Below are 18842 nucleotides of genomic sequence, written 5' to 3'. Positions count from 1 at the left end.
CTCACTGGCCGGGAAAAGGCCCTTTTTGCAATAAGATGGCTGGATGGAACCATGCAACCGACCCCCGATTTCAATGCCTCCAGCCTGGCCCGCTCGTTGCTGCGGCGAAGTCGGCAGGGCGCGCTCGCAACTTTGATGGCCGGGAGCGGCGATCCCTATTGCTCACTGGTCAATATTGCGAGCGATGCCGACGCCTCGCCGATCCTGCTAATCTCACGGCTGGCGCTGCATACGAAGAACATCCTCGCCGACAACAGGGTGTCGCTGATGCTGGATGAGCGCGCCGCGGGCGATCCGCTGGAGGGCGCGCGGATCATGCTGGCGGGCCGGGCCGAGGAGACTGTGGGCGAAGCGGCCGGAACTCTGCGCCGGCGCTACCTCAACGCCCATCCGTCCGCGGAAGCCTTTGTCGATTTCAAGGATTTCTCATTCTTCCGGATCGTGCCGTCCGCCGCCCATCTGGTCGCCGGCTTCGGCCGCATTATCGACCTCACGCCGGCGCAGTTCCTCACCGATATCGGCGATGCCGGCGAGTTGCTGGAGGCCGAGCAGGGCGCCGTCGAACATATGAACGAGGATCACCGCGAGGCGATGAACCTCTATGCCACCAGGCTGCTCGGCGCCGAGAGTGCCGACTGGACCTGCACCGGCTGCGACCCTGACGGCATGGACATGCAGGCCGGCACGACGACGCTGCGGCTGGATTTCCCGGAGCGGGTCACCAGCGGCACAGCCTTGCGCAAGATGCTGGTGCGGCTCGCCGGAGAGGCGCGGGCAAAGGGCTGATGCGAGAACTTCGCGGTTCGCCGGACCGGAATTGAACGGGCGCGGCCATTTGCGCGACTTAATCCAAGCCCGCGTCAGTTTGGCCCAGCCAAGTCCGGATCATGAAGTCTCGCAACCGATGGGTATTTTCGTCGTGTCTCGCGCTGTTGGCGAGCACCTGGCTCAACGCGCCGTCGTCGGCGCAGAAGGGCGATACCGCAGCACTCAGCGCCAGGATCAACGAGTTCAGCCGCGCCGGAAAATTTGCCGAAGCCGTGGCGCTGGCGCAGGGACAGGTGGAAAGCCTCGAGAAGAAATACGGCCCCGCCCACCGCGACGTCGGGGCGGCGCTGAACAACCTGGCGCAGGTCTACGGCAGTCAGGGCAGGGATGGCGAGGCGGAGCCGCTGTTCAGGCGATCGATCGCGATCCTCGAGAAGACGGCGGGGTTAGATTCGCCCGAGATCGCATCCGCATTGAACAATCTGGCGGCGCTGTATCAGCGGCAGGAACGCTATGCCGATGCCGAGCCGCTGTTCAAACGTGCGCTGGCGATCCGAGAGAAGTCGCTCGGCAACGGTCATCCTGATCTGGGGCAGTCCCTCAACAATCTGGCGACGCTGTACGAAAAGCTGGGCCGTCACGGCGACTCCGAACCGTTATTCAAGCGCGCACTGGCGATCTACGAAAAGGCGGCGGGTCCGGAACATCCAGCGGTCGCGACGCTGCTGAACAATCTGGGCCAGGTCGACAAGGTCCAGGGCCGCTATGCCGAGGCCGAACCGCTGATCCGGCGGTCGCTGGCGATCCGCGAGAAAGTGCTCGGCCGCGATCATCCCGATGTCGCGCGCTCGCTGAACAACATGGCGGATCTCTACGAACGGCAGGGCCGTTATACCGACGCCTTGCCGCTCTACCAGCGGGCGGCTGCCATCCGCGAAGCGGCGCTCGGCGCCAACCATCCCGATGCCGCGCTATCGCTGAACAATCTGGCCTCGCTGTATCAGACGCTGGCGCGCACCGCGGACGCCTTGCCGCTGACCGAGAAGACGCTCGCCAGTGGCCGCGCGCAGTTGCGCGTCGCGCTTCCGGTGCTGCTTGCCGCGCAACGGCAGCAGATCATGCCGGCCGAACAGGCGCTCGACGATGCCCTCAACGCGGTTCAGGCCGGCACCCAGTCCTCCGCCGCGTCGGCCGTCAACAAGCTTGCGGTGCGACTGGCCGCCGGGACCGACCGGCTCGCGCAACTGGTACGCCGCGATCAGGATCTCGCCAATGAGGCCGAGACGCTGGACAAGGCGATCGTCGCGGCCGTCTCCAAGGAGCGCGCCAAACGCGACGCCGCTTTGGAACAGAAAAGCCGCGACCGGCTCGCGGCCATTACCGCCGAGCGCGCGAGCCTGCAAAAAACCTTTGCCGTCGAATTTCCCGATTACGCCGCGCTGTCGAATCCGCTGCCGCTGAAGGCGAGGGAGATGCAGGCGCTGTTGTCCGACAATGAAGCGCTGGTGCTGTTCGCCGTCGCGGACAAGGAAAGCTATGTGTTCGCGATCACGCGCGATCGGGTCGACTGGCGGTCGATTCCATCAGGCGCCGAAGCCCTGTCGCAGAAGATTGCGGCGTTCCGCCGCGGCCTGGACGTCGGCAAGGCGAGCGATGCGTCCGGCAAGTCGGGGCTGTTCGATCTGGCGCTTGCCCATGAATTATACGGAACGCTGCTGGCGCCGGTCGAAACGCTGGTGAAGGACAAGACGTCGCTTCTGGTCGTGCCGTCAGGTGCGTTGACGGCGCTGCCGTTCCATCTGCTGGTGACCGAGACGCCGGCGGCCGCGATCCCCGACACGTTCGATGGCTATCGGCAGGCGGCCTGGCTCCTGAAACGCCAGGTCGTGTCGGTGCTGCCATCGGCCGCAAGCCTGAAAACGCTACGCGTGTTTGCGCGCAAGCAGGAGAGCACCAAGCCGATGACGGGCTTTGGCGATCCGCTGTTCAATCCCGGCTTGAAGCCTTCCGACGGCCAGCGCTCCACCAAGTCAGCGGCCCGGAATTTGGCGACCGGCGCCTATACTGATTTCTGGCAGGGCGCCGGCGTCGATCGCGCGCGGCTCGCCGCCGCGCTGCCGCAACTGCCGGATACGGCCGACGAACTCAACGCCGTCGCCAAAGACCTCGGCGTCGCCGCATCCGATATTCATCTCGGCGAAGACGCCAGCGAAACCACGGTCAAGCGCGCGGCCTTGGCCGACTATGGCATCGTCTATTTCGCAACCCACGGCCTGGTTGCGGGTGACGTGAATGGCGTCGCCGAACCGTCGCTGGTGCTCAGCATTCCCAAAGTGCCGTCGGAATTCGACGATGGTCTGCTCACCGCAAGCGAAGTCGCGCAATTGAAACTCAATGCCGACTGGGTGGTGCTGTCTGCCTGCAACACGATCGCGGGCGACAGACCGGGTGCCGAGGCGCTGTCGGGACTGGCGCGCGCGTTCTTCTATGCCGGCGCGCGGGCGCTGTTGGTTTCGCATTGGGCGGTCAATTCGGAAGCAGCGACCCGGCTTTCGATATCGACCTTCGATCGCCTCAAGGCCGATCCGAAACTCGGCCGCGCCGAGGCCCTGCGCCAGGCGATGTTGGCCTATCTCAACGATACTTCCGTACCGCGTAACGCCTATCCGGCGTTTTGGGCGCCCTTCGCCCTGATCGGTGAAGGGGCGGCACGTTAGTTGTGCGTTGCAGCAAATCGTCTGTAAAACCCCGATTGCGTCGGATGGTCGCGCAACCACGAAAGCAAACGAAAGAAATGCGCTGCACCAAGTTGATCCGGATCAACACCATGGCTGGAATAAACCAAATCCTGCTGGATCGGCTTGGCAACGACGGCGTTGCCAAGTATTAGATCGCCGGACCAAGGCCGGAAGGCTATATTCAGGGGTCACCGCGACAGAGCGCGTTTAGCGGCATTCGCGCGATCGAGATACGCGGGTTCGAGGAGGTTCTTCGTGCAAGAGACGGGTCTACGCAACGGCGCCTTTGGTGCCGACAAATTCGGCTTAAAAAATCTCAAGACGGTGCATTGGAATCTCGGTGCGCCGCAGCTCTATCAATTCTCGCTGTCGGCGGGCGAGGCGGTTCTTTCCGCGGATGGCGCGCTTTGTGCCGATACCGGTGAGTTCACGGGCCGCAGCCCGAAGGACAAGTTCACGGTTCGCGACGCGACCACCGAAAAGATGTGGTGGGCCGGCAACCAGTCGATCACGCCGGATCAGTTCTCCGCGCTCCATGCCGACTTCCTCAAGCATGCCGAAGGCATGACGCTGTTCGCCCAAGACCTCTACGGCGGCGCCGATCCGACCTTCCAGATCAAGACGCGGGTCTTTACCGAACTCGCCTGGCACTCGCTGTTCATCCGCACGCTGTTGATCCGGCCCGAAGCCTCAGTGCTGAAGGATTTCGTGCCCGAATTGACGATCATCTCTCTGCCGAGCTTCCGCGCCGATCCCAAACGCCACGGCGTGCGTTCGGAGAACGTTGTCGCGATCGATTTCGCCCGCAAGATCGTCCTGATCGGCGGGTCTTATTATGCCGGCGAGATGAAGAAGTCGGTGTTCACTACGCTGAACTACTATCTGCCTGCCAAGGGCGTGATGCCGATGCATTGCTCGGCCAATGTCGGCCCGAACGGCGACAGCGCGATCTTCTTCGGTCTCTCCGGAACCGGCAAGACCACGCTCTCGGCCGATCCGAAGCGCACGCTGATCGGCGACGACGAACATGGCTGGGGTTCGGACGGCATCTTCAACTTCGAAGGCGGCTGCTATGCCAAGTGCATCAAGCTGTCGCAGGAAGCCGAGCCCGAGATTTTCGCGGCGAGCAAGCGCTTCGGCGCCGTGCTCGAGAACGTGGTGCTCGACGAGAACACGCGGGTGCCGGATTTCGACGACGGCTCGAAGACCGAAAACACCCGCTCGGCCTATCCGCTCGAATTCATCCCGAACGCTTCGCGCACCGGCCGCGCCGGCCAGCCGAAGAACGTGGTGATGCTGGCGGCCGACGCCTTCGGCGTGCTGCCGCCGATCGCCAAGCTTTCGCCGGCGCAGGCGATGTATCACTTCCTGTCCGGTTACACCGCGAAGGTCGCGGGCACCGAGCGTGGCCTCGGCAACGAGCCGCAGCCGGAATTCTCCACCTGCTTCGGCTCGCCGTTCCTGCCGCTCGACCCCTCGGTCTACGGCAACATGCTGCGTGAGCTGATTGCCAAGCACAACGTCGACTGCTGGCTGGTCAACACCGGCTGGACCGGCGGCAAATACGGCACCGGAAGCCGGATGCCGATCAAGGTGACCCGCGCGCTTCTGACCGCGGCGCTCGACGGTTCGCTGCGCAATGTCGAATTCCGCACCGACAAGTATTTCGGTTTCGAGGTGCCGACCGCGCTGCCGGGCGTGCCGAGCGAGATACTGGATCCGGTCAACACCTGGAAGGACAAGGCCGAGTTCGACAAGACCGCGCGTGCGCTGGTCGGCATGTTCCAGAAGAACTTTACCAAGTTCGAAGCCCAGGTCGACGCCGAAGTCCGCGCCGCCGCGCCGGATCTGAAGCTGGCGGCCGAGTAAGGCTCAATCGTCCATCATTTGAGAAAAGGGCGGCTCGGTGAGCCGCCCTTTTTTGTTTCAGAACGTTCCGGCGCCGCCCCGGCAATACCAGCCTTCTCGCAGGCAGTGCGACGCAGGCCAGTTGAGCCGTCAGGTGTTGTCCGGAAAAACGGCGTTGCTCGGCGTCGGACGGTCGGTGATCTGCAATCCGAACAGGCTGCCGATCAGCTCGACCGCAACGCGCGCGGTGCGGCCGCGTTCGTCGAGAAACGGATTGAGCTCGACGATATCGACCGATCGCACCAGTCCGGAATCATGCAGCAGTTCCATGATGAGATGCGCCTCGCGGTAGGTGGCGCCGCCCGGCACCGTGGTGCCGACACCGGGAGCTATGGCGGGGTCGAGAAAGTCGACGTCGAAGCTGACATGCAGCACGCCGTTCTGCGCCCGCACCCGTTCGATCACCTTGCGGATCAGGACGCCGACCCCGAACTCGTCGATCGCGCGCATGTCGGCGATGGCGACGCGGCGCTCAGATACCAGCTTCTTTTCCAAGGGGTCGATCGAGCGGACGCCGAACAGTTCGATCCGGTCGGCGCCGACCGAAGTGCGCGGCCCACCGCCGAGCAATCTGTCGAGGCCGGGTTCGCCGGCGAGGAAGGCCGCCGACATCCCGTGCATGTTGCCGGTGATCGTCGTTCCCGGCGTGTTGTAATCGGCGTGGGCATCGAGCCACAGCACGAACAGCGGCCGGCCCTGTTGCTGCCAGTGGCGCGCGACACCGTTCACCGATCCCATCGAGAGCGAGTGATCGCCGCCCAAAAAGATCGGGACCGCGCCGGAGCGCGCCAGATCAAAGCTGCGCTCACTGAGCGCGCGGACCCAGGCCTTGATCTCATCGTAATATCTGGCGTTGGCCGGCGCCGGTGCTTCGGCGGGCGCGATGCCCGGTGCTGTCATGTCGCCATGGTCTTCGACGCGAAATCCGAGCTGGTCGAGGATGCGGCCGATGCCCGCGGTCCGCAGCGCCGCCGGCCCCATCAGCGTGCCGGCCTGCGAGGCGCCGATCTCGATCGGGATGCCGAGCAGGGCGATCCGCGGTTTACCTACGTCGGATTCGGACATCAGGCCTGACTTTCAAGGTGCGAGCGAAAGCGCCGCTCGACAATTCCACTACGCCTTGAAATAGGCGATCTGGGTCGTGGTGGCGAGCAGGCGCCCCGACGGCGACCACAATTCACCATTCTGGTCGCCATAGCTCCTGTGGAAGATCTTGGCGTCGGCGACGGCGAGAACATGGCGGATGTCCTCGGCGGCGAGTTCATCCGACGAGGTATGGAAGTAGGTCGTGATCGAGACCGTGCCGAACGGGATCAATTCCCGGCGGGCGAGAAATACCCGGCCGAAGAACGCATCCGACATCGACATCAGCGACAGCATGTCGATCTTTCGCGGCACATGGTCGCCGATCCACTGCTTCGAGAATGCCTTCAGCGGCGTGGTCGCAGCCGATCCGTAGAAATCCGGCTCGCCCTCGACGAAGCGGAAATCGTATTGATGGGTCCAGGTCATCTTGGTGCGCGGATAGGTGCGGGCCTGCTCGAACGGCGCGGCACCCGGAAATATCTCCTGCTGGTGTGACCAGGACGGCCGGCGCTCGGCGAACACAGCGGTCGCCAGCGTCGCGACCTCACCGCCGGCCTGCGTCATCTCGACGCTCCAGTGCTGCGACGAGCGGTTGGCCTTGACCAGGCGAACGTCGAGATCGAAGCCGCCTTCCGCGATTGGCGCACAGAAATTGACGGTAAACGACAACGGATCGCCGGCGCGCTGCGGATGGTCGATCAGCGCGCGCAGGATGGTTGCGGCCGTGCAGCCGCCGAACGGCCCGACAAACGCCCAGTAATCCGGGCTGGTCTTGCCCTGCCAGCAACTGTCGCCGGCGTTGACCTGCGTGGCGTCGTCGAAGAGGTGAGGGGTTTTGGTCAGCATGGGTTCTTTCGGCTCGCGAAACGGAATTGTAAATTTCTCGTCATTGCGAGCGAAGCGAAGCAATCCATAGCTAACGAAGCAAGTGTGGATTGCTTCCGCCTTCGCTCGTTGAGCTACGGCGGACAGGTCGTCGCGGAGCCTGTCATCGGGCGCGCCTTCGCGCGACCCGTTGGCTCCTCGCAATGACGATCCTTGTCCCATGCGCAGTATCACGCCCCCTTTGCGGAATTCAATGACGCTGGAGGTAATGGTTTTCGACGTCCTCAGCGCGTCGCTTCGCGCGCCTCCAGCAGACCTGACGCTGCCGCGCGCACCGGGACGTTCCAGATATCCTTGGCATATTCGCGGATGGTACGATCGGAGGAAAACCAGGGCATCCGCGCCACGTTGAGGATCGAGGCGCGGGTCCACGCCGGCGCCACCCGCCAGCGCGTGTCGATGCCGCGCTGGGCCTCGTAGTAGGAATCGAAATCGGCGCAGACCATGTAGTGGTCGAGGTAGCGCAGCATGTGGCCGATCGAGGCGAACCGGGAGGGATCGTCGGGTGCGAACACACCGCTCTCGATGGCGCGGATCGCGCGTTCCAGCCGCGGCGAGCGGCTGATCACGTCGGTAGCGTCGAGGCCCTGTTTGCGCCGGACCATGACGTCGCCGGCCTCCATGCCGAAGATCGTGATGTTCTCTGGCCCGACATGGTCGCGGATTTCGATGTTGGCGCCGTCAAGCGTCCCAATCGTCAGCGCACCGTTGAGCGACAATTTCATGTTGCCGGTGCCGGACGCCTCCATGCCCGCGGTCGAAATCTGCTCGGACAGGTCGGCGGCGGGGATGATCACTTCGGCGAGGCTGACATTGTAGTTGGCGAGGAACACGACCTTCAGCCGCCCGGCGATCACGGGGTCGTTGTTGACGACCTCGGCGACGTCGTTGATCAGCTTGATGATCAGTTTGGCGGTGCGATAGCTCGCCGCGGCCTTGCCGGCGAATATCTTGATGCGCGGCACCCAGTCGCGCTGCGGCTCGTCCTTGATCGCCTGGTACAGCGCGATGGTCTCGACGATGTTGAGCAGTTGCCGCTTGTATTCGTGGATGCGCTTGATCTGGACGTCGAATAGCGCCGACGGATCGACGTTGATGCTGAGCCGCTCGCCGATCAGCCGCGCTAGCGCCAGTTTGTTCTGGTGCTTGACATCGCGAAACCGCTGCTGGAACGCGTTGTCGCTGGCACGGGCTTCGAGCCGTTCGAACAGCGAGAAATCGTCGAGCACGGCCTCGCCGCAGACCTCGCGCAACAGGCCGGTCAGGCGCGGGTTGGCCAGCATCAGCCAGCGGCGGAAGGTGATGCCGTTGGTCTTGTTGGTGATGCGGCCGGGATAGAGATGGTTGAGATCGTGAAACACGGTCTCCTTCATCAGGTCGGAATGCATCGCCGAGACGCCGTTGATGCGGTGGGAGCCGACGAAGGCGAGCTGTCCCATCCGCACCCTGCGGCCGGACTTCTCGTCGATCAGCGACACCGAGGCGCGGAAATCGATGTCGCCGGGGCAGCGCTGGTCGGCCAGCGCCAGGTGCTGGGCGTTGATGCGGTAGATGATTTCGAGATGCCGCGGCAGCAGCCGTTCGAACAATTCGACCGGCCAGGTTTCCAGCGCTTCCGGCAGCAGCGTGTGATTGGTGTAGGATAGCGTATCGACCGTGATCTTCCACGCCTCGTCCCAGCGGAAGTTGTGCAGGTCGACCAGGATCCGCATCAGTTCGGTGACGGCGAGGCTCGGATGGGTATCGTTGAGCTGCACCGCGACTTTCGAGGCGAGGCTGCGCAATTGGCCGTCGGAGGAAAGGTGCCGCTTGATCAGGTCCTGCAGCGAGGCCGAGACAAAGAAATATTCCTGCCGCAGCCGCAGCTCGCGGCCGGCCGAGCTTTCGTCATTCGGATACAGGAATTTGCAGATCGATTCCGCGCGCGCTTCCTCGGCGACGGCGCCGAGATAGTCGCCGCTGTTGAAGACATCGAGCCGCAGCGGGTCGGGCGCGCGCGCCGACCATAGCCGCAGCGCGTTGACGTGCTGGCCGCGCCAGCCCACGATCGGGGTATCGTAGGCGACGGCCTGCACGGTTTCGGTCGGACGCCAGGTGGCGCGGTCGCGTCCGCGGTCGTCGACGTGATCGACATGGCCGCCGAAATGAATGTGATAGACCACCTCCGCCCGCTGGAATTCCCAGGGGTTGCCGAAGCTGAGCCATTCGTCCGGATATTCGTGCTGCACGCCCTGCGAAATGATCTGACGGAACAGGCCGAAATCGTACCGGATACCGTAGCCGATGGCGGGGATGGCGAGCGTCGCCATGCTCTCCATGAAGCACGCCGCGAGCCGCCCAAGGCCGCCGTTGCCGAGCGCCGCGTCCGGTTCACATTTGCGCAAGTCGTCAAGCCCGACGCCGAGATCGCCGAGCGCGGCCTCGAACACCGGTAGCAGGCCCATATTGTTAAGCGCGTCGGTGAACAGGCGGCCGATCAGGAATTCGAGCGAGAGATAATAGACGCGCTTGCGGCCGGCATCGTAGCTCGCCTTTTCGGCCATCAGCCAGCGGTGCACGATGCGGTCGCGCAACGCCAGCGCGGCGGCCTTGTACCAGTCGCGCTTGGTCGCGGCACCCGCATCCTTGCCGATCGCCAGCCTGAGCTTGGCGAGGATCGCGCCCTTGATCTCGGCCAGCGCCAGCTCGTCGATCGGCTGACCGGGCAGCGGGTGGTTCCCTGGGAACTGTTCTTGCAACGCTTCAAATCCTGCGGTTGAGACTCACACAAACGATACGCGCCTTGCACGACAACCGAAACCGCCGGGGGGTATTGTTGTGCACTGCGCTGGTATGTTTTTATGCAAGGACCGGGCCGATTTCGTGGCCTCCGCGTGATCGGTTTGATGATAGGATCGAGCGGGAAAGCTGGGAGATCGCGACAGTTTGGGAGGGATCGGCCATGAGATTGATGATCGAGATCGCCGCCGCCGCACTGCTGGTATTCTGCATCAGCGCCACCAGCGCCGCCTTTGCCGCTGGCAAGAGTGCCGACGGACTGAGCTGCTCCTTCAGCGTTCCGGCCAATGCCTCGCCCGCCGCCCGCTGCGCTGCGATCAAGCGGCAATGCGGCGGAAAATTCTACGCCAACTATTGCGGCGACAAGCTGCTGTCGGCGATGTGAGGTCGCTGATCTAGTCCGGATCTTCCGGCTTCAGCCGGATTTCGCTGTGGCGCCAGTAGCGAAGGTCGCCCTCACTGTCGATGCGATCTTGCTCAGCCATCTCCTCAATGCGAGCGCCGATGATTTCCGACGTAATCGGCCAAGCTAGTCTTTCGCATTCTACCGCGACGTCGCCCACGATCCGAGCGGTCTTCATCGGTCGCGCGCCCAGCTTTGAAAAGATGATCCGGTCGAGGTCGGCTGCGGTCACGGACGCCGGAAGAATGACATCGGCCCATCGAAGTGGACTGCTGATTTCAGGTTCTTCTTGCGGTGGGGGCCGTGGCCGCAAGTCGGGATAGCTGGCGTAAATTCGCTCGAGTATTCCGTCGCAGTCCCGATAGAACCCACGGAGGAGGGCGGCGAAGATTTTGCGGTCTTCCATCCCGAGATTGAGCGCCACACCAGTCGCGCGGTCGACGGCATCGTTGGCATCCCGGAGGTGCTTGTGAATCTCGGTCGCTTGTTCCCGGTCCATTATCCCGCCCCGTTGAAATCTTCGAAGCCAATTGGAACAAATTAAGAACATTTTAGCAAGTACTTGATATATCATTGTGATTCGGTGTCGTGCCGACACAATATCTATGGTCTATCCGAGTTTGTGAGGACTACATGTCCACCATCGCCTTCGATCAGTTCGCCCTTACCCGCATCGCCGACTTCGCGCGCTCGCTGTCGCGGCTGCATCAGACCTCGCGACGGCAGGCCGTCGATGACGACGCCATCGACCGCGAGTTCAACGCCGTCTGCATGTCGGTGTGGGGCTACACCACCGACGATTTCAGCGACGATCTGTTCTCGGTCGCGGACCATGCCTGGCTCGACACGCTCGATGAGGCGCATGCGCGGATCTTCGCCGCCGAGCAGGGCTACGACCTCGTCGACGATCAGGGCATGCTGACGGACTGGTGGGGCTATTGCTGGATGATCCTCGCCGAAAAGCGCGGATTGCTGACGCCGGAAAACCGCGCGGCGTCGCGGGCGGCGATCGAGGAGAAGTATCTGTCGGCGCCGAACGTGATCGGCGTCATCGTCGGGCGGTGATTGGTCCTCATCCTGAGGAGGCGCGTCAGCGCCGTCTCGAAGGATGGCTGCATGGGGGCTTCATGGTTCGAGACGCACGCTTCGCGTGCTCCTCACCATGAGGTCCAGGTTAATTTACTTCCGCCCGCTTCGCCGCCTTGGGCGCAACCGTCTTCGGCACCACCGACGCCGGCAGCGCGACTTCGCGGCTGGCTTCGGGCATCACGGTCTCGCGGACCATTTCGGCGCTGACGGGGGCGACCTTCATTTCGCCGAGCCGCGCGCGAACGTCGGCGGTAAGACCAGGATAGCTCGCGACCGGCGTGAATTCCGCGGTCTGCTCGGCGCCGAGGCGGACGCCGGTATAGGCGACCAGGCCGTCGGTCGTGGCGATCACGTCGCCGGAGCGGAGCGAGGTGTCGAGCGTCAGGTCGACCGGCGCCAGGCCGGAGGGACTTCGCCCGTTGCAGGTGCAATCGGCGCGCAGCGCCTTGCGGTAGGCGAAGGCGTTTTCACTGTCGGCGTAGCGCTCGCCGGTGCTGGATGCCGCGCCGTCGATATGGCTGCCGTAGAACACCTTGGTGGCGCTGGCGGGACAGAAGGCCTGGCAGGTCTGGGCCGCCGAGGCGTTGCCGCGCATGGTCAGCGGAAAGTACTTGCCGTCACAGCTTCGGACACAGAAGGCGGGTCCGGAGCCGGCCACGCGCTGCGTAGGCGCGGGCTGCGGTGCCGGCTGGTTATTGGCAAACGGATCGGCGAAGAAGCTCGCCTGCGGCGTGGCCGACCGCGCCTGCTGTTTCTGGGCGCCGCCGAAAAACATGTCGAACAGGCCTTCGGCAGAAACACTGCCGGGGGCCAGCGTGAGCGATCCCGCGATGATGGCGGCAACAAGCGTCGCGCGGCGCCGCACGCGCAAAAAAGCCAACTCTGTACGCAACGCCAACTCCACCCAACGCAACACTACGCGCCGAAGCACAACGGGCTTCAGTACGATTCACGATAAATCGCGATGGTAAACGAGCGGTGCACAGGGCGCGGGAAAGGGGAAAGAAATGGATGGCAGAGAGAGGGCGAATGCTCCGCTCCCGTCATGGCCGGGCTTGACCCGGCCATCCACGTCTTTCTCGCGTCGACACCGTCAAGTCGTGGATGCCCGGGTCAAGCCCGGGCATGACGAAGGATAGGCTGGATCCAGATCACGAGTCCTTCAAAAACTCGCCGGCCTTGTAGAGCGAGCGAAACGGAATGCCGGCTTCGGCAAACGCTTCGGTCGCGCCTTCGTCGCGGTCCACCATGGTGAAGACCAGCACGATCTCGCCGCCGGCCTCGCGCACGGCCTCGGCCGCCTTCAGGGCCGAGCCGCCGGTCGTGGTGACGTCCTCGACGATCACGATGCGCTTGCCCTGCAGGCTCTCGCCCTTGGCGAGGCCTTCGACGGCGAGGCGGGCGCCATGCTCCTTCGGCTTCTTGCGCACGAAGAACGCGGCGATCGGATGGCCCTTGAGCCACGACAGTTGCGCGATCGCGCCGGCCAGCGGCACCGCGCCCATCTCGAGCCCGCCGACGAAATCGAGGTTGTCGTCCTTCAGCGCTTCATAGGTCAGTTCCGCCAGCAGCGCCGCGCCTTCGGGATCGAGCATGGTCGGCTTGAGATTGAAGTAGAAGTCGCTCTTGCGGCCCGAGGCCAGCGTGATCTCGCCGCGGCCGAACGAACGCTTGCGGATGATTTCGGCGAGGCGGGCGCGGGAGGCTGATTTGGACAAGGTTTTGCTCGGCGTTTTGAGGTGGCGCGCAATCTATCGATGCTGGCAGGGACATTCCAGAGCCGATCTGGCGCCGTCAACAGGGTACCACGAGACGCAGGCGCGGCCCGCGCAAAGCGCAGTTGTAGACCGGCGAGGTTCCGCGCTACGGGAGGTCAAAGTCTTTGTGGGGAAGCCGGAAATGACCATCGAACTGCACACCTGGAACACGCCGAACGGCCGCAAGATCTCGGTCGCGCTGGAGGAGATGGGGCTGCCCTACAAGGTGTTTCCGGTGAATATCAGCAAGGGCGAGCAGATGGCGCCCGCCTTCCTCAAGATCAGCCCGAACAACCGGATCCCCGCGATCGTCGATCCTGATGGCCCCGACGGCAAGCCGGTCAGCGTGTTCGAATCCGGGGCGATTTTGCTTTATCTCGGCGAGAAGACCGGCAAGTTCCTGCCGCAACCGCTGACCGGTCGCATCCCGGTCTATGAATGGCTGATGTGGCAGATGGGCGGGTTCGGGCCGATGCCGGGCCAGGTGCACCATTTCATCGCGCTGGAGAGCGAAACCGACCGCGCCTATGGCCTGAAGCGCTACATGGCCGAGACCCGTCGCCTCTATGGCGTACTCGACCGGCGGCTGGCGGGCCGCGAGTTCGTCGCCGACGCGCTGTCGGTCGCGGATTTCGCGATCCTCGGCTGGGCCTGGCGCCACCCGCGCCACAAGGTCGAGCTGAAGGATTTTCCCAATGTCGAGCGCTGGTACAACGCGCTGATGGCGCGCCCCGCCACCAAGCGCGGCATGGAAGCGAAGCTGGATTGAGGTGACGATCTTCCCTTCTCCCCTTGTGGGAGAAGGTGGCGCGAAGCGCCGGATGAGGGGTCTTTATCCGTGGAGGCAACCCCTCACCCGTCTGCGATGCTGCGCATCGCATCCACCCTCTCCCACAAGGGGAGAGGGGAAGAGCTCACGCCTTCCGTGTCTCCAGCGCCATCCGCACCGCAAGTCCCGCCAGCACCGTTCCCATCAGCCAGCGCTGCACCAACAGCCAGGTCGGCCGCGTGCCGAGAAACACCGCGATCGATCCGGCCGCGAGCGCGATCATCGCGTTGACGCTGACGCTGATGACGATCTGGATCGCGCCGAGCGCCAGCGACTGCGTCAGCACGCTGCCCACCGCGGGATCGATGAACTGCGGCAGCAGCGCCAGATACAGCATCGCGATCTTGGGGTTCAGCAGGTTGGTGACGAACCCCATCGCGAACAATTTGCGCGGGCCGTCGACCTGCAATTTCTTGACCTGAAACGGCGAACGGCCGCCCGGCCTCAACGCCTGCCATGCCATCCACAGCAGGTAGGCGGCGCCGGCGAACCGCAGCGCGTCATAGGCGTAGGGCACCGCGAACAACAGCGCGGTGATGCCGAACGCCGCGCACAGCATGTAGAACACGAAACCGAGCGCGACGCCGCCGAGCGACACGATGCCCGCCGCGGGGCCTTGCGTGATCGAGCGCGAGATCAGGTAGATCATGTTCGGCCCCGGCGTCAGTACCATGCCGAGCGAGACCAGGGCGAAACCGAGCAGCGTGGCAATGTGAGGCATGGCAGACTCGCGCGAGGGGATGCCCCCCATTTAGCGCGTCATCCGGCGCGGGGCCATGTCGGAATTGTTCCGAGTTGAGCGGCGGTTCTCGGATCAATTATCGCGAATAGCCGGTCGCGACCGCAAACCAGACCGCGATGCCGACCAGCGCCAGCGCAAACGCCCCGCGGATGGCCCGGCGGTTGTTGGCGACGTTGATGGTCGACTGCATCGCGCCGGCCAGCGCGACGATCACCGAATGGATCAGCGTCGCGATCGCGACATAAATGAGGCTGAGCAGCAGTGTCTGCGAGGCGACAGATCCGCCATCGGGCCGAACGAACTCGGGCAGCACGGCGACATAGAACACCGCAGCCTTGGGATTGAGCAGGTTGGTGATCAGGCCGCGCCGGAATGCCGGCCATGGCCGCTCGTTCCCGCTGCACGCTTCGGATGAGCCATCGGACTGACCCGACCATGCGTCCCAGGCGAGCCACAGCAGGAAGAGCACGCCGCCCCATCGCAGCAGACCGTAGAGCAGCGGCGAGTTGTCGATGACCGCGGCAAGCCCGAACGCCGCGACGACACCATAGGTCATCAGGCCCAGCGCGATGCCGCAGACCGCAGCGAACCCGGTGCGTATGCCGCTCGAGAGCGACAGCGCCGCGAGGTAGGTCATATTGGGGCCGGGCGTGATCTCGATAACGAGCGCCGTCAACGCGAAGGCAAGCAACGGATGGATGTCAGCCAAGGGCCCCACTCCGACAGGACAACCGAACGAAACGCGCGCCGTGCATCAATGCGCTTCGTCCCAGTTGTTGGCCGCGCGGGCGTCGACCTGCAGTGGGACCGAGAGCAGCACCGCCGGGAACGGCGCGTCCTGCATCACGTGCTGCACCACCGGCAGCGTCGCCGCCACTTCCTTGTCGGGGACCTCAAAAATCAGTTCGTCATGCACCTGCAGCAGCATCTGCGCCGAAAGCTTCTTCTCCGCCAGCGCATCTTCCATCCGCGTCATGGCGCGGCGGATGATGTCGGCCGCGGACCCCTGCAATCGTGCGTTGATCGCGGCACGCTCGTTGAAGGAACGGACTGAGGCGTTGGAGGCCTTGATATCAGGGTAATGACATTTCCGTCCGAACAGCGTCTCGACATAGCCGTTGGCGCGGCAGAAATCGCGCGTCGCATCCATGTAGGCGCGGATGCCCGGAAAGCGCTCGAAATACTTCTTGATGTAGGCGGAGGCTTCCTCGCGGGCGATGCCGAGCTGGTTGGCGAGACCGAACGCCGAGATGCCGTAGATGATGCCGAAGTTGATCGCCTTGGCGCGGCGCCGCACTTCGCTCGGCATGTCCTTGATCGGCACGCCGAACATTTCGGACGCCGTCATGGCGTGAATGTCGAGCCCGTCGCGGAAGGCCTGCTTCAGCACCGGGATATCGGCGATCTCGGCCAGCAGCCGCAATTCGATCTGCGAATAATCGGCCGACACCAGCTTGTGGCCGGGGGTGGCGACAAAGGCGCGGCGGATCTTGCGGCCGTCCTCGGTACGAACAGGGATGTTCTGCAGGTTCGGCTCGTTGGACGAAAGGCGACCGGTGGTGGTCGCCGCCAGCGCGTAGGTGGTGTGTACGCGATGGGTCTGCGGATGAACATATTCCGGCAGCGCGTCGGTATAGGTCGATTTCAGTTTCGATACCTGCCGCCACTCCAGAATCTTCTTCGGGAATTCGTGACCCTGTTCGGCGAGTTCGTCGAGCACCTGCGCCGAGGTCGACCACGCCCCGGTCTTGGTCTTGCTGCCGCCGGTGATCCCCATCTTGCCGAAGATGATGTCGCCGATTTGCTTCGGGCTGCCGACATTGATCGGCTCGCCCGCGATTTCCTGAAGCTCGGCCTCGACCCGTGCCGCGGTCTGCGCGAATTCGCCCGACAGCCGCGACAGTACCTGCCGGTCGATCGAGATGCCGCGCCGCTCCATCCGCGCCAGCACGCTGACCAGGGGCCGCTCCAGCGTCTCGTAGACCACATTCATGTGCTCGGCGATGAGGCGCGGCTTCAGCAGGCGCGATAACCGCAGGGTCACGTCGGCGATCTCGGCGGAGTATTCCGTTGCCTTGTCGATCGCGACCTGATCGAAGCCGAGCTTGTTCTTGCCGCTGCCGGTGAGGTTGCCGTAACCGATCATGGCGTGGCCGAGCCAGCGTTCGGCCAACGCGTCGAGCCCATGAGCATTGCGTCCGGCATCGAGCGCGTAGGACATCAGCTGCGCGTCGTCGAGGTTGCGCACGGTGATGCCGTGCTGCGCCAGCATCACGGCGTTGAACTTGATGTTGAAGCCGATCTTCAAAATCCCGGCCGACTCCAGCAGCGGCTTCAACGCCGCCAGCGCATCGCCGGCCGTGATCTGGTCCGGCGCGAGACCGGCGTCGAACAGGCCGTCGCCGCCGCCGGACTGCTTGTGGGCCAGCGGCACGTAGCAGGCATCGTTCGGCGCCAGCGCCAGTGCGATGCCGATGATTTCGGCCTGCATCGGATCGTCGGTATTGGCCTGGGTATCGATCGCGAACGTTCCGGCGTCCCAGGCGCGGATGATCCAGGCCTTGAGTTCGTCGAGGCTGCGGATGGTCTTGTACCTCGTTCGATCGACCGGCAGTTTTCGCGCGGCCTCGGCGCGGGCAGCCGCGAGCGAGATCGGGGTTCCCTTGACGCTGGCGGCCTTGTCCTGCTTGTCGGCGCCGGGCTTGACGGTGGCGGGCGGGCTCGCAAACAGATCGCCGGTGTCGCCAGCTGATTTGGCCTGAGCAGGCGAGGCCGAGGTGGCATTGGCGCCGCTCTTGCTGGCCGCGTCCGCTTCCACGTCGGCGGGGTCGATCTGCGAATAGTCGGCGACGCGTCGGGTCAGGGTGGAGAATTCCATCGCCTTGAGGAAGGCGATCAGCTTGCGGGCATCAGGCTCGTGCACGGCGAGTTCGTCGAGCGGCACGTCGAGCGCGACCTTGTCGTCGAGCAGCACCAGCCGGCGCGAAATCCGCGCCTTCTCGGCGTTCTCGATCAGGGCCTCGCGCCGCTTCGGCTGCTTGATCTCGCCGGCGCGCTTCAGCAGCGTTTCGAGGTCGCCATATTCGACGATCAGTTGTGCCGCGGTCTTGATGCCGATGCCGGGCACGCCCGGCACGTTGTCGGTGGAATCGCCGGCCAGCGCCTGCACCTCGACCACCTTCTCGGGCGGCACGCCGAACTTCTCGATCACTTCGGCGATGCCGATGCGGCGGTCCTTCATGGTGTCGAACATCGTGACCTTGTCGGTGACGAGTTGCATCAGATCCTTGTCGGAGGACACGATGGTGGCCGTGGCGCCGCGTTCGCCGGCCTCGCGGGCGTAGGTCGCGATCAGGTCGTCGGCCTCGAAGCCGCCTTGTTCCAGGCAGGGCAGGTCGAAGGCGCGCACGGCGTCGCGGATCAACGAAAATTGCGGAATCAGGTCATCCGGCGCCGGCGGCCGGTGCGCCTTGTAATCCGGGTAAAGCTTGTTGCGGAAGGTGACCTCCGACTTGTCGAAAATGATCGCCAGATGCGTCGGCCGGTTGTCCGGCGGCATGTCGCGCAACAGCTTCCACAGCATGTTGCAGAAACCGAGCACGGCATTGACCTGCAGCCCGTCGGATTTGCGGTTGAGCGGCGGCAGCGCGTGATAGGCGCGGAAAATGTAGGAGGAACCGTCGACCAGAAAGACATGGTCGCCCTTCTTGAGGGCTTTGACGGCATCGGGCTTTGCGGCGGCTTTGGGGGCTGTTTTCGGCATGGCCGAAATTTAGGGATTTTTGCGCGGGATTGACAGCCTCGGGCGGCGGATTTTGACCCCAATACACACCGTCATCGACAGCAAAAAGCGGATGTG

15 protein-coding genes are annotated in these 18842 nt (G+C 64.1%); 6 read left to right on the top strand and 9 right to left on the bottom strand.

Annotated features, from left to right (window positions below):
• Positions 1–51 precede the first annotated feature (51 nt).
• The 3 genes from FFI89_RS32720 (at position 52) to FFI89_RS32710 (ending at position 5375) form a co-directional block, all read left to right on the top strand.
• Positions 52–786, top strand: coding sequence for a HugZ family protein (locus FFI89_RS32720; protein ID WP_138831573.1), 735 nt, complete (start codon positions 52–54; stop codon positions 784–786).
• 101 nt (positions 787–887) lie between these two features.
• Positions 888–3485: a tetratricopeptide repeat protein gene (locus FFI89_RS32715; RefSeq protein WP_138831572.1), complete on the top strand. Its 2598-nt coding sequence runs from the start codon at positions 888–890 to the stop codon at positions 3483–3485.
• A 276-nt stretch (positions 3486–3761) separates the two neighbouring features.
• Positions 3762–5375 carry a phosphoenolpyruvate carboxykinase gene (locus tag FFI89_RS32710; RefSeq protein WP_138831571.1) on the top strand — a complete coding sequence of 538 codons (1614 nt, stop codon included), beginning with the start codon at positions 3762–3764 and terminating at the stop codon, positions 5373–5375.
• 129 nt (positions 5376–5504) lie between these two features.
• Here FFI89_RS32710 and rocF read toward each other — a convergent pair whose 3' ends face one another.
• From rocF to FFI89_RS32695, 3 genes are all read right to left on the bottom strand, one after another.
• Positions 5505–6479: an arginase gene (rocF, locus tag FFI89_RS32705; protein WP_138831570.1), complete on the bottom strand. Its 975-nt coding sequence runs from the start codon at positions 6477–6479 to the stop codon at positions 5505–5507.
• A gap of 48 nt (positions 6480–6527) precedes the next feature.
• Positions 6528–7346, bottom strand: a complete 819-nt coding sequence (locus FFI89_RS32700) for an acyl-CoA thioesterase II (RefSeq protein ID WP_138831569.1) — start codon at positions 7344–7346, stop codon at positions 6528–6530.
• A gap of 263 nt (positions 7347–7609) precedes the next feature.
• Complete coding sequence (locus tag FFI89_RS32695; protein WP_138831568.1) at positions 7610–10123, bottom strand: glycogen/starch/alpha-glucan phosphorylase; 2514 nt, start codon at positions 10121–10123, stop codon at positions 7610–7612.
• A gap of 203 nt (positions 10124–10326) precedes the next feature.
• On the opposite strand from FFI89_RS32695, the gene FFI89_RS32690 reads away from it, so the two are divergent.
• Positions 10327–10548, top strand: coding sequence for a hypothetical protein (locus FFI89_RS32690; protein ID WP_138831567.1), 222 nt, complete (start codon positions 10327–10329; stop codon positions 10546–10548).
• Positions 10549–10558: 10 nt separating this feature from the next.
• On the opposite strand, the gene FFI89_RS32685 is transcribed toward FFI89_RS32690, so the two are convergent.
• Complete coding sequence (locus tag FFI89_RS32685; protein WP_168213124.1) at positions 10559–11065, bottom strand: DUF3658 domain-containing protein; 507 nt, start codon at positions 11063–11065, stop codon at positions 10559–10561.
• Between the two features lie 134 nt (positions 11066–11199).
• Here FFI89_RS32685 and FFI89_RS32680 point away from each other — a divergent pair, with 134 nt between their 5' ends.
• Positions 11200–11631, top strand: coding sequence for a hypothetical protein (locus FFI89_RS32680; protein ID WP_074820148.1), 432 nt, complete (start codon positions 11200–11202; stop codon positions 11629–11631).
• A gap of 109 nt (positions 11632–11740) precedes the next feature.
• Here FFI89_RS32680 and FFI89_RS32675 read toward each other — a convergent pair whose 3' ends face one another.
• A complete protein-coding gene (locus FFI89_RS32675) occupies positions 11741–12547 on the bottom strand; it encodes a DUF2865 domain-containing protein (RefSeq protein WP_246669322.1) in 807 nt (268 codons plus the stop codon).
• Between the two features lie 259 nt (positions 12548–12806).
• Complete coding sequence (pyrE, locus tag FFI89_RS32670) at positions 12807–13373, bottom strand: orotate phosphoribosyltransferase (protein WP_138831565.1); 567 nt, start codon at positions 13371–13373, stop codon at positions 12807–12809.
• Between the two features lie 181 nt (positions 13374–13554).
• On the opposite strand from pyrE, the gene FFI89_RS32665 reads away from it, so the two are divergent.
• Positions 13555–14181 carry a glutathione S-transferase family protein gene (locus FFI89_RS32665; protein ID WP_138831564.1) on the top strand — a complete coding sequence of 209 codons (627 nt, stop codon included), beginning with the start codon at positions 13555–13557 and terminating at the stop codon, positions 14179–14181.
• Positions 14182–14326: 145 nt separating this feature from the next.
• Here FFI89_RS32665 and FFI89_RS32660 read toward each other — a convergent pair whose 3' ends face one another.
• The 3 genes from FFI89_RS32660 to polA all read right to left on the bottom strand — a co-directional run bounded on the left by FFI89_RS32660 (position 14327) and on the right by polA (position 18746).
• Complete coding sequence (locus FFI89_RS32660) at positions 14327–14962, bottom strand: LysE family translocator (RefSeq protein ID WP_138831563.1); 636 nt, start codon at positions 14960–14962, stop codon at positions 14327–14329.
• Between the two features lie 97 nt (positions 14963–15059).
• A complete protein-coding gene (locus FFI89_RS32655; protein ID WP_371722185.1) occupies positions 15060–15692 on the bottom strand; it encodes a LysE family translocator in 633 nt (210 codons plus the stop codon).
• A 45-nt stretch (positions 15693–15737) separates the two neighbouring features.
• Positions 15738–18746 (bottom strand): DNA polymerase I, encoded by a 3009-nt coding sequence (polA, locus tag FFI89_RS32650; protein ID WP_138831562.1) that lies wholly within the window; start codon positions 18744–18746, stop codon positions 15738–15740.
• Between the last annotated feature and the right edge of the window lie 96 nt (positions 18747–18842).

It is taken from the genome of Bradyrhizobium sp. KBS0727, from assembly GCF_005937885.2.
In the GTDB taxonomy this organism is placed as follows: Bacteria; Pseudomonadota; Alphaproteobacteria; order Rhizobiales; family Xanthobacteraceae; genus Bradyrhizobium.
The sequence above is the reverse complement of the archived record's forward strand: the minus strand, read 5'-3'. Positions and strand labels throughout refer to the sequence as shown.

Coding starts and splice junctions, on each gene's coding strand:
- FFI89_RS32720 (WP_138831573.1), top strand. CDS start 52: ATGCAACCGACCCCCGATTTCAATGCCTCCAGCCTGGCCCGCTCGTTG.
- FFI89_RS32715 (WP_138831572.1), top strand. CDS start 888: ATGAAGTCTCGCAACCGATGGGTATTTTCGTCGTGTCTCGCGCTGTTG.
- rocF (WP_138831570.1), bottom strand. CDS start 6,479: ATGTCCGAATCCGACGTAGGTAAACCGCGGATCGCCCTGCTCGGCATC.
- FFI89_RS32700 (WP_138831569.1), bottom strand. CDS start 7,346: ATGCTGACCAAAACCCCTCACCTCTTCGACGACGCCACGCAGGTCAAC.
- FFI89_RS32690 (WP_138831567.1), top strand. CDS start 10,327: ATGAGATTGATGATCGAGATCGCCGCCGCCGCACTGCTGGTATTCTGC.
- FFI89_RS32685 (WP_168213124.1), bottom strand. CDS start 11,065: ATGGACCGGGAACAAGCGACCGAGATTCACAAGCACCTCCGGGATGCC.
- FFI89_RS32680 (WP_074820148.1), top strand. CDS start 11,200: ATGTCCACCATCGCCTTCGATCAGTTCGCCCTTACCCGCATCGCCGAC.
- FFI89_RS32665 (WP_138831564.1), top strand. CDS start 13,555: ATGACCATCGAACTGCACACCTGGAACACGCCGAACGGCCGCAAGATC.
- FFI89_RS32660 (WP_138831563.1), bottom strand. CDS start 14,962: ATGCCTCACATTGCCACGCTGCTCGGTTTCGCCCTGGTCTCGCTCGGC.
- polA (WP_138831562.1), bottom strand. CDS start 18,746: ATGCCGAAAACAGCCCCCAAAGCCGCCGCAAAGCCCGATGCCGTCAAA.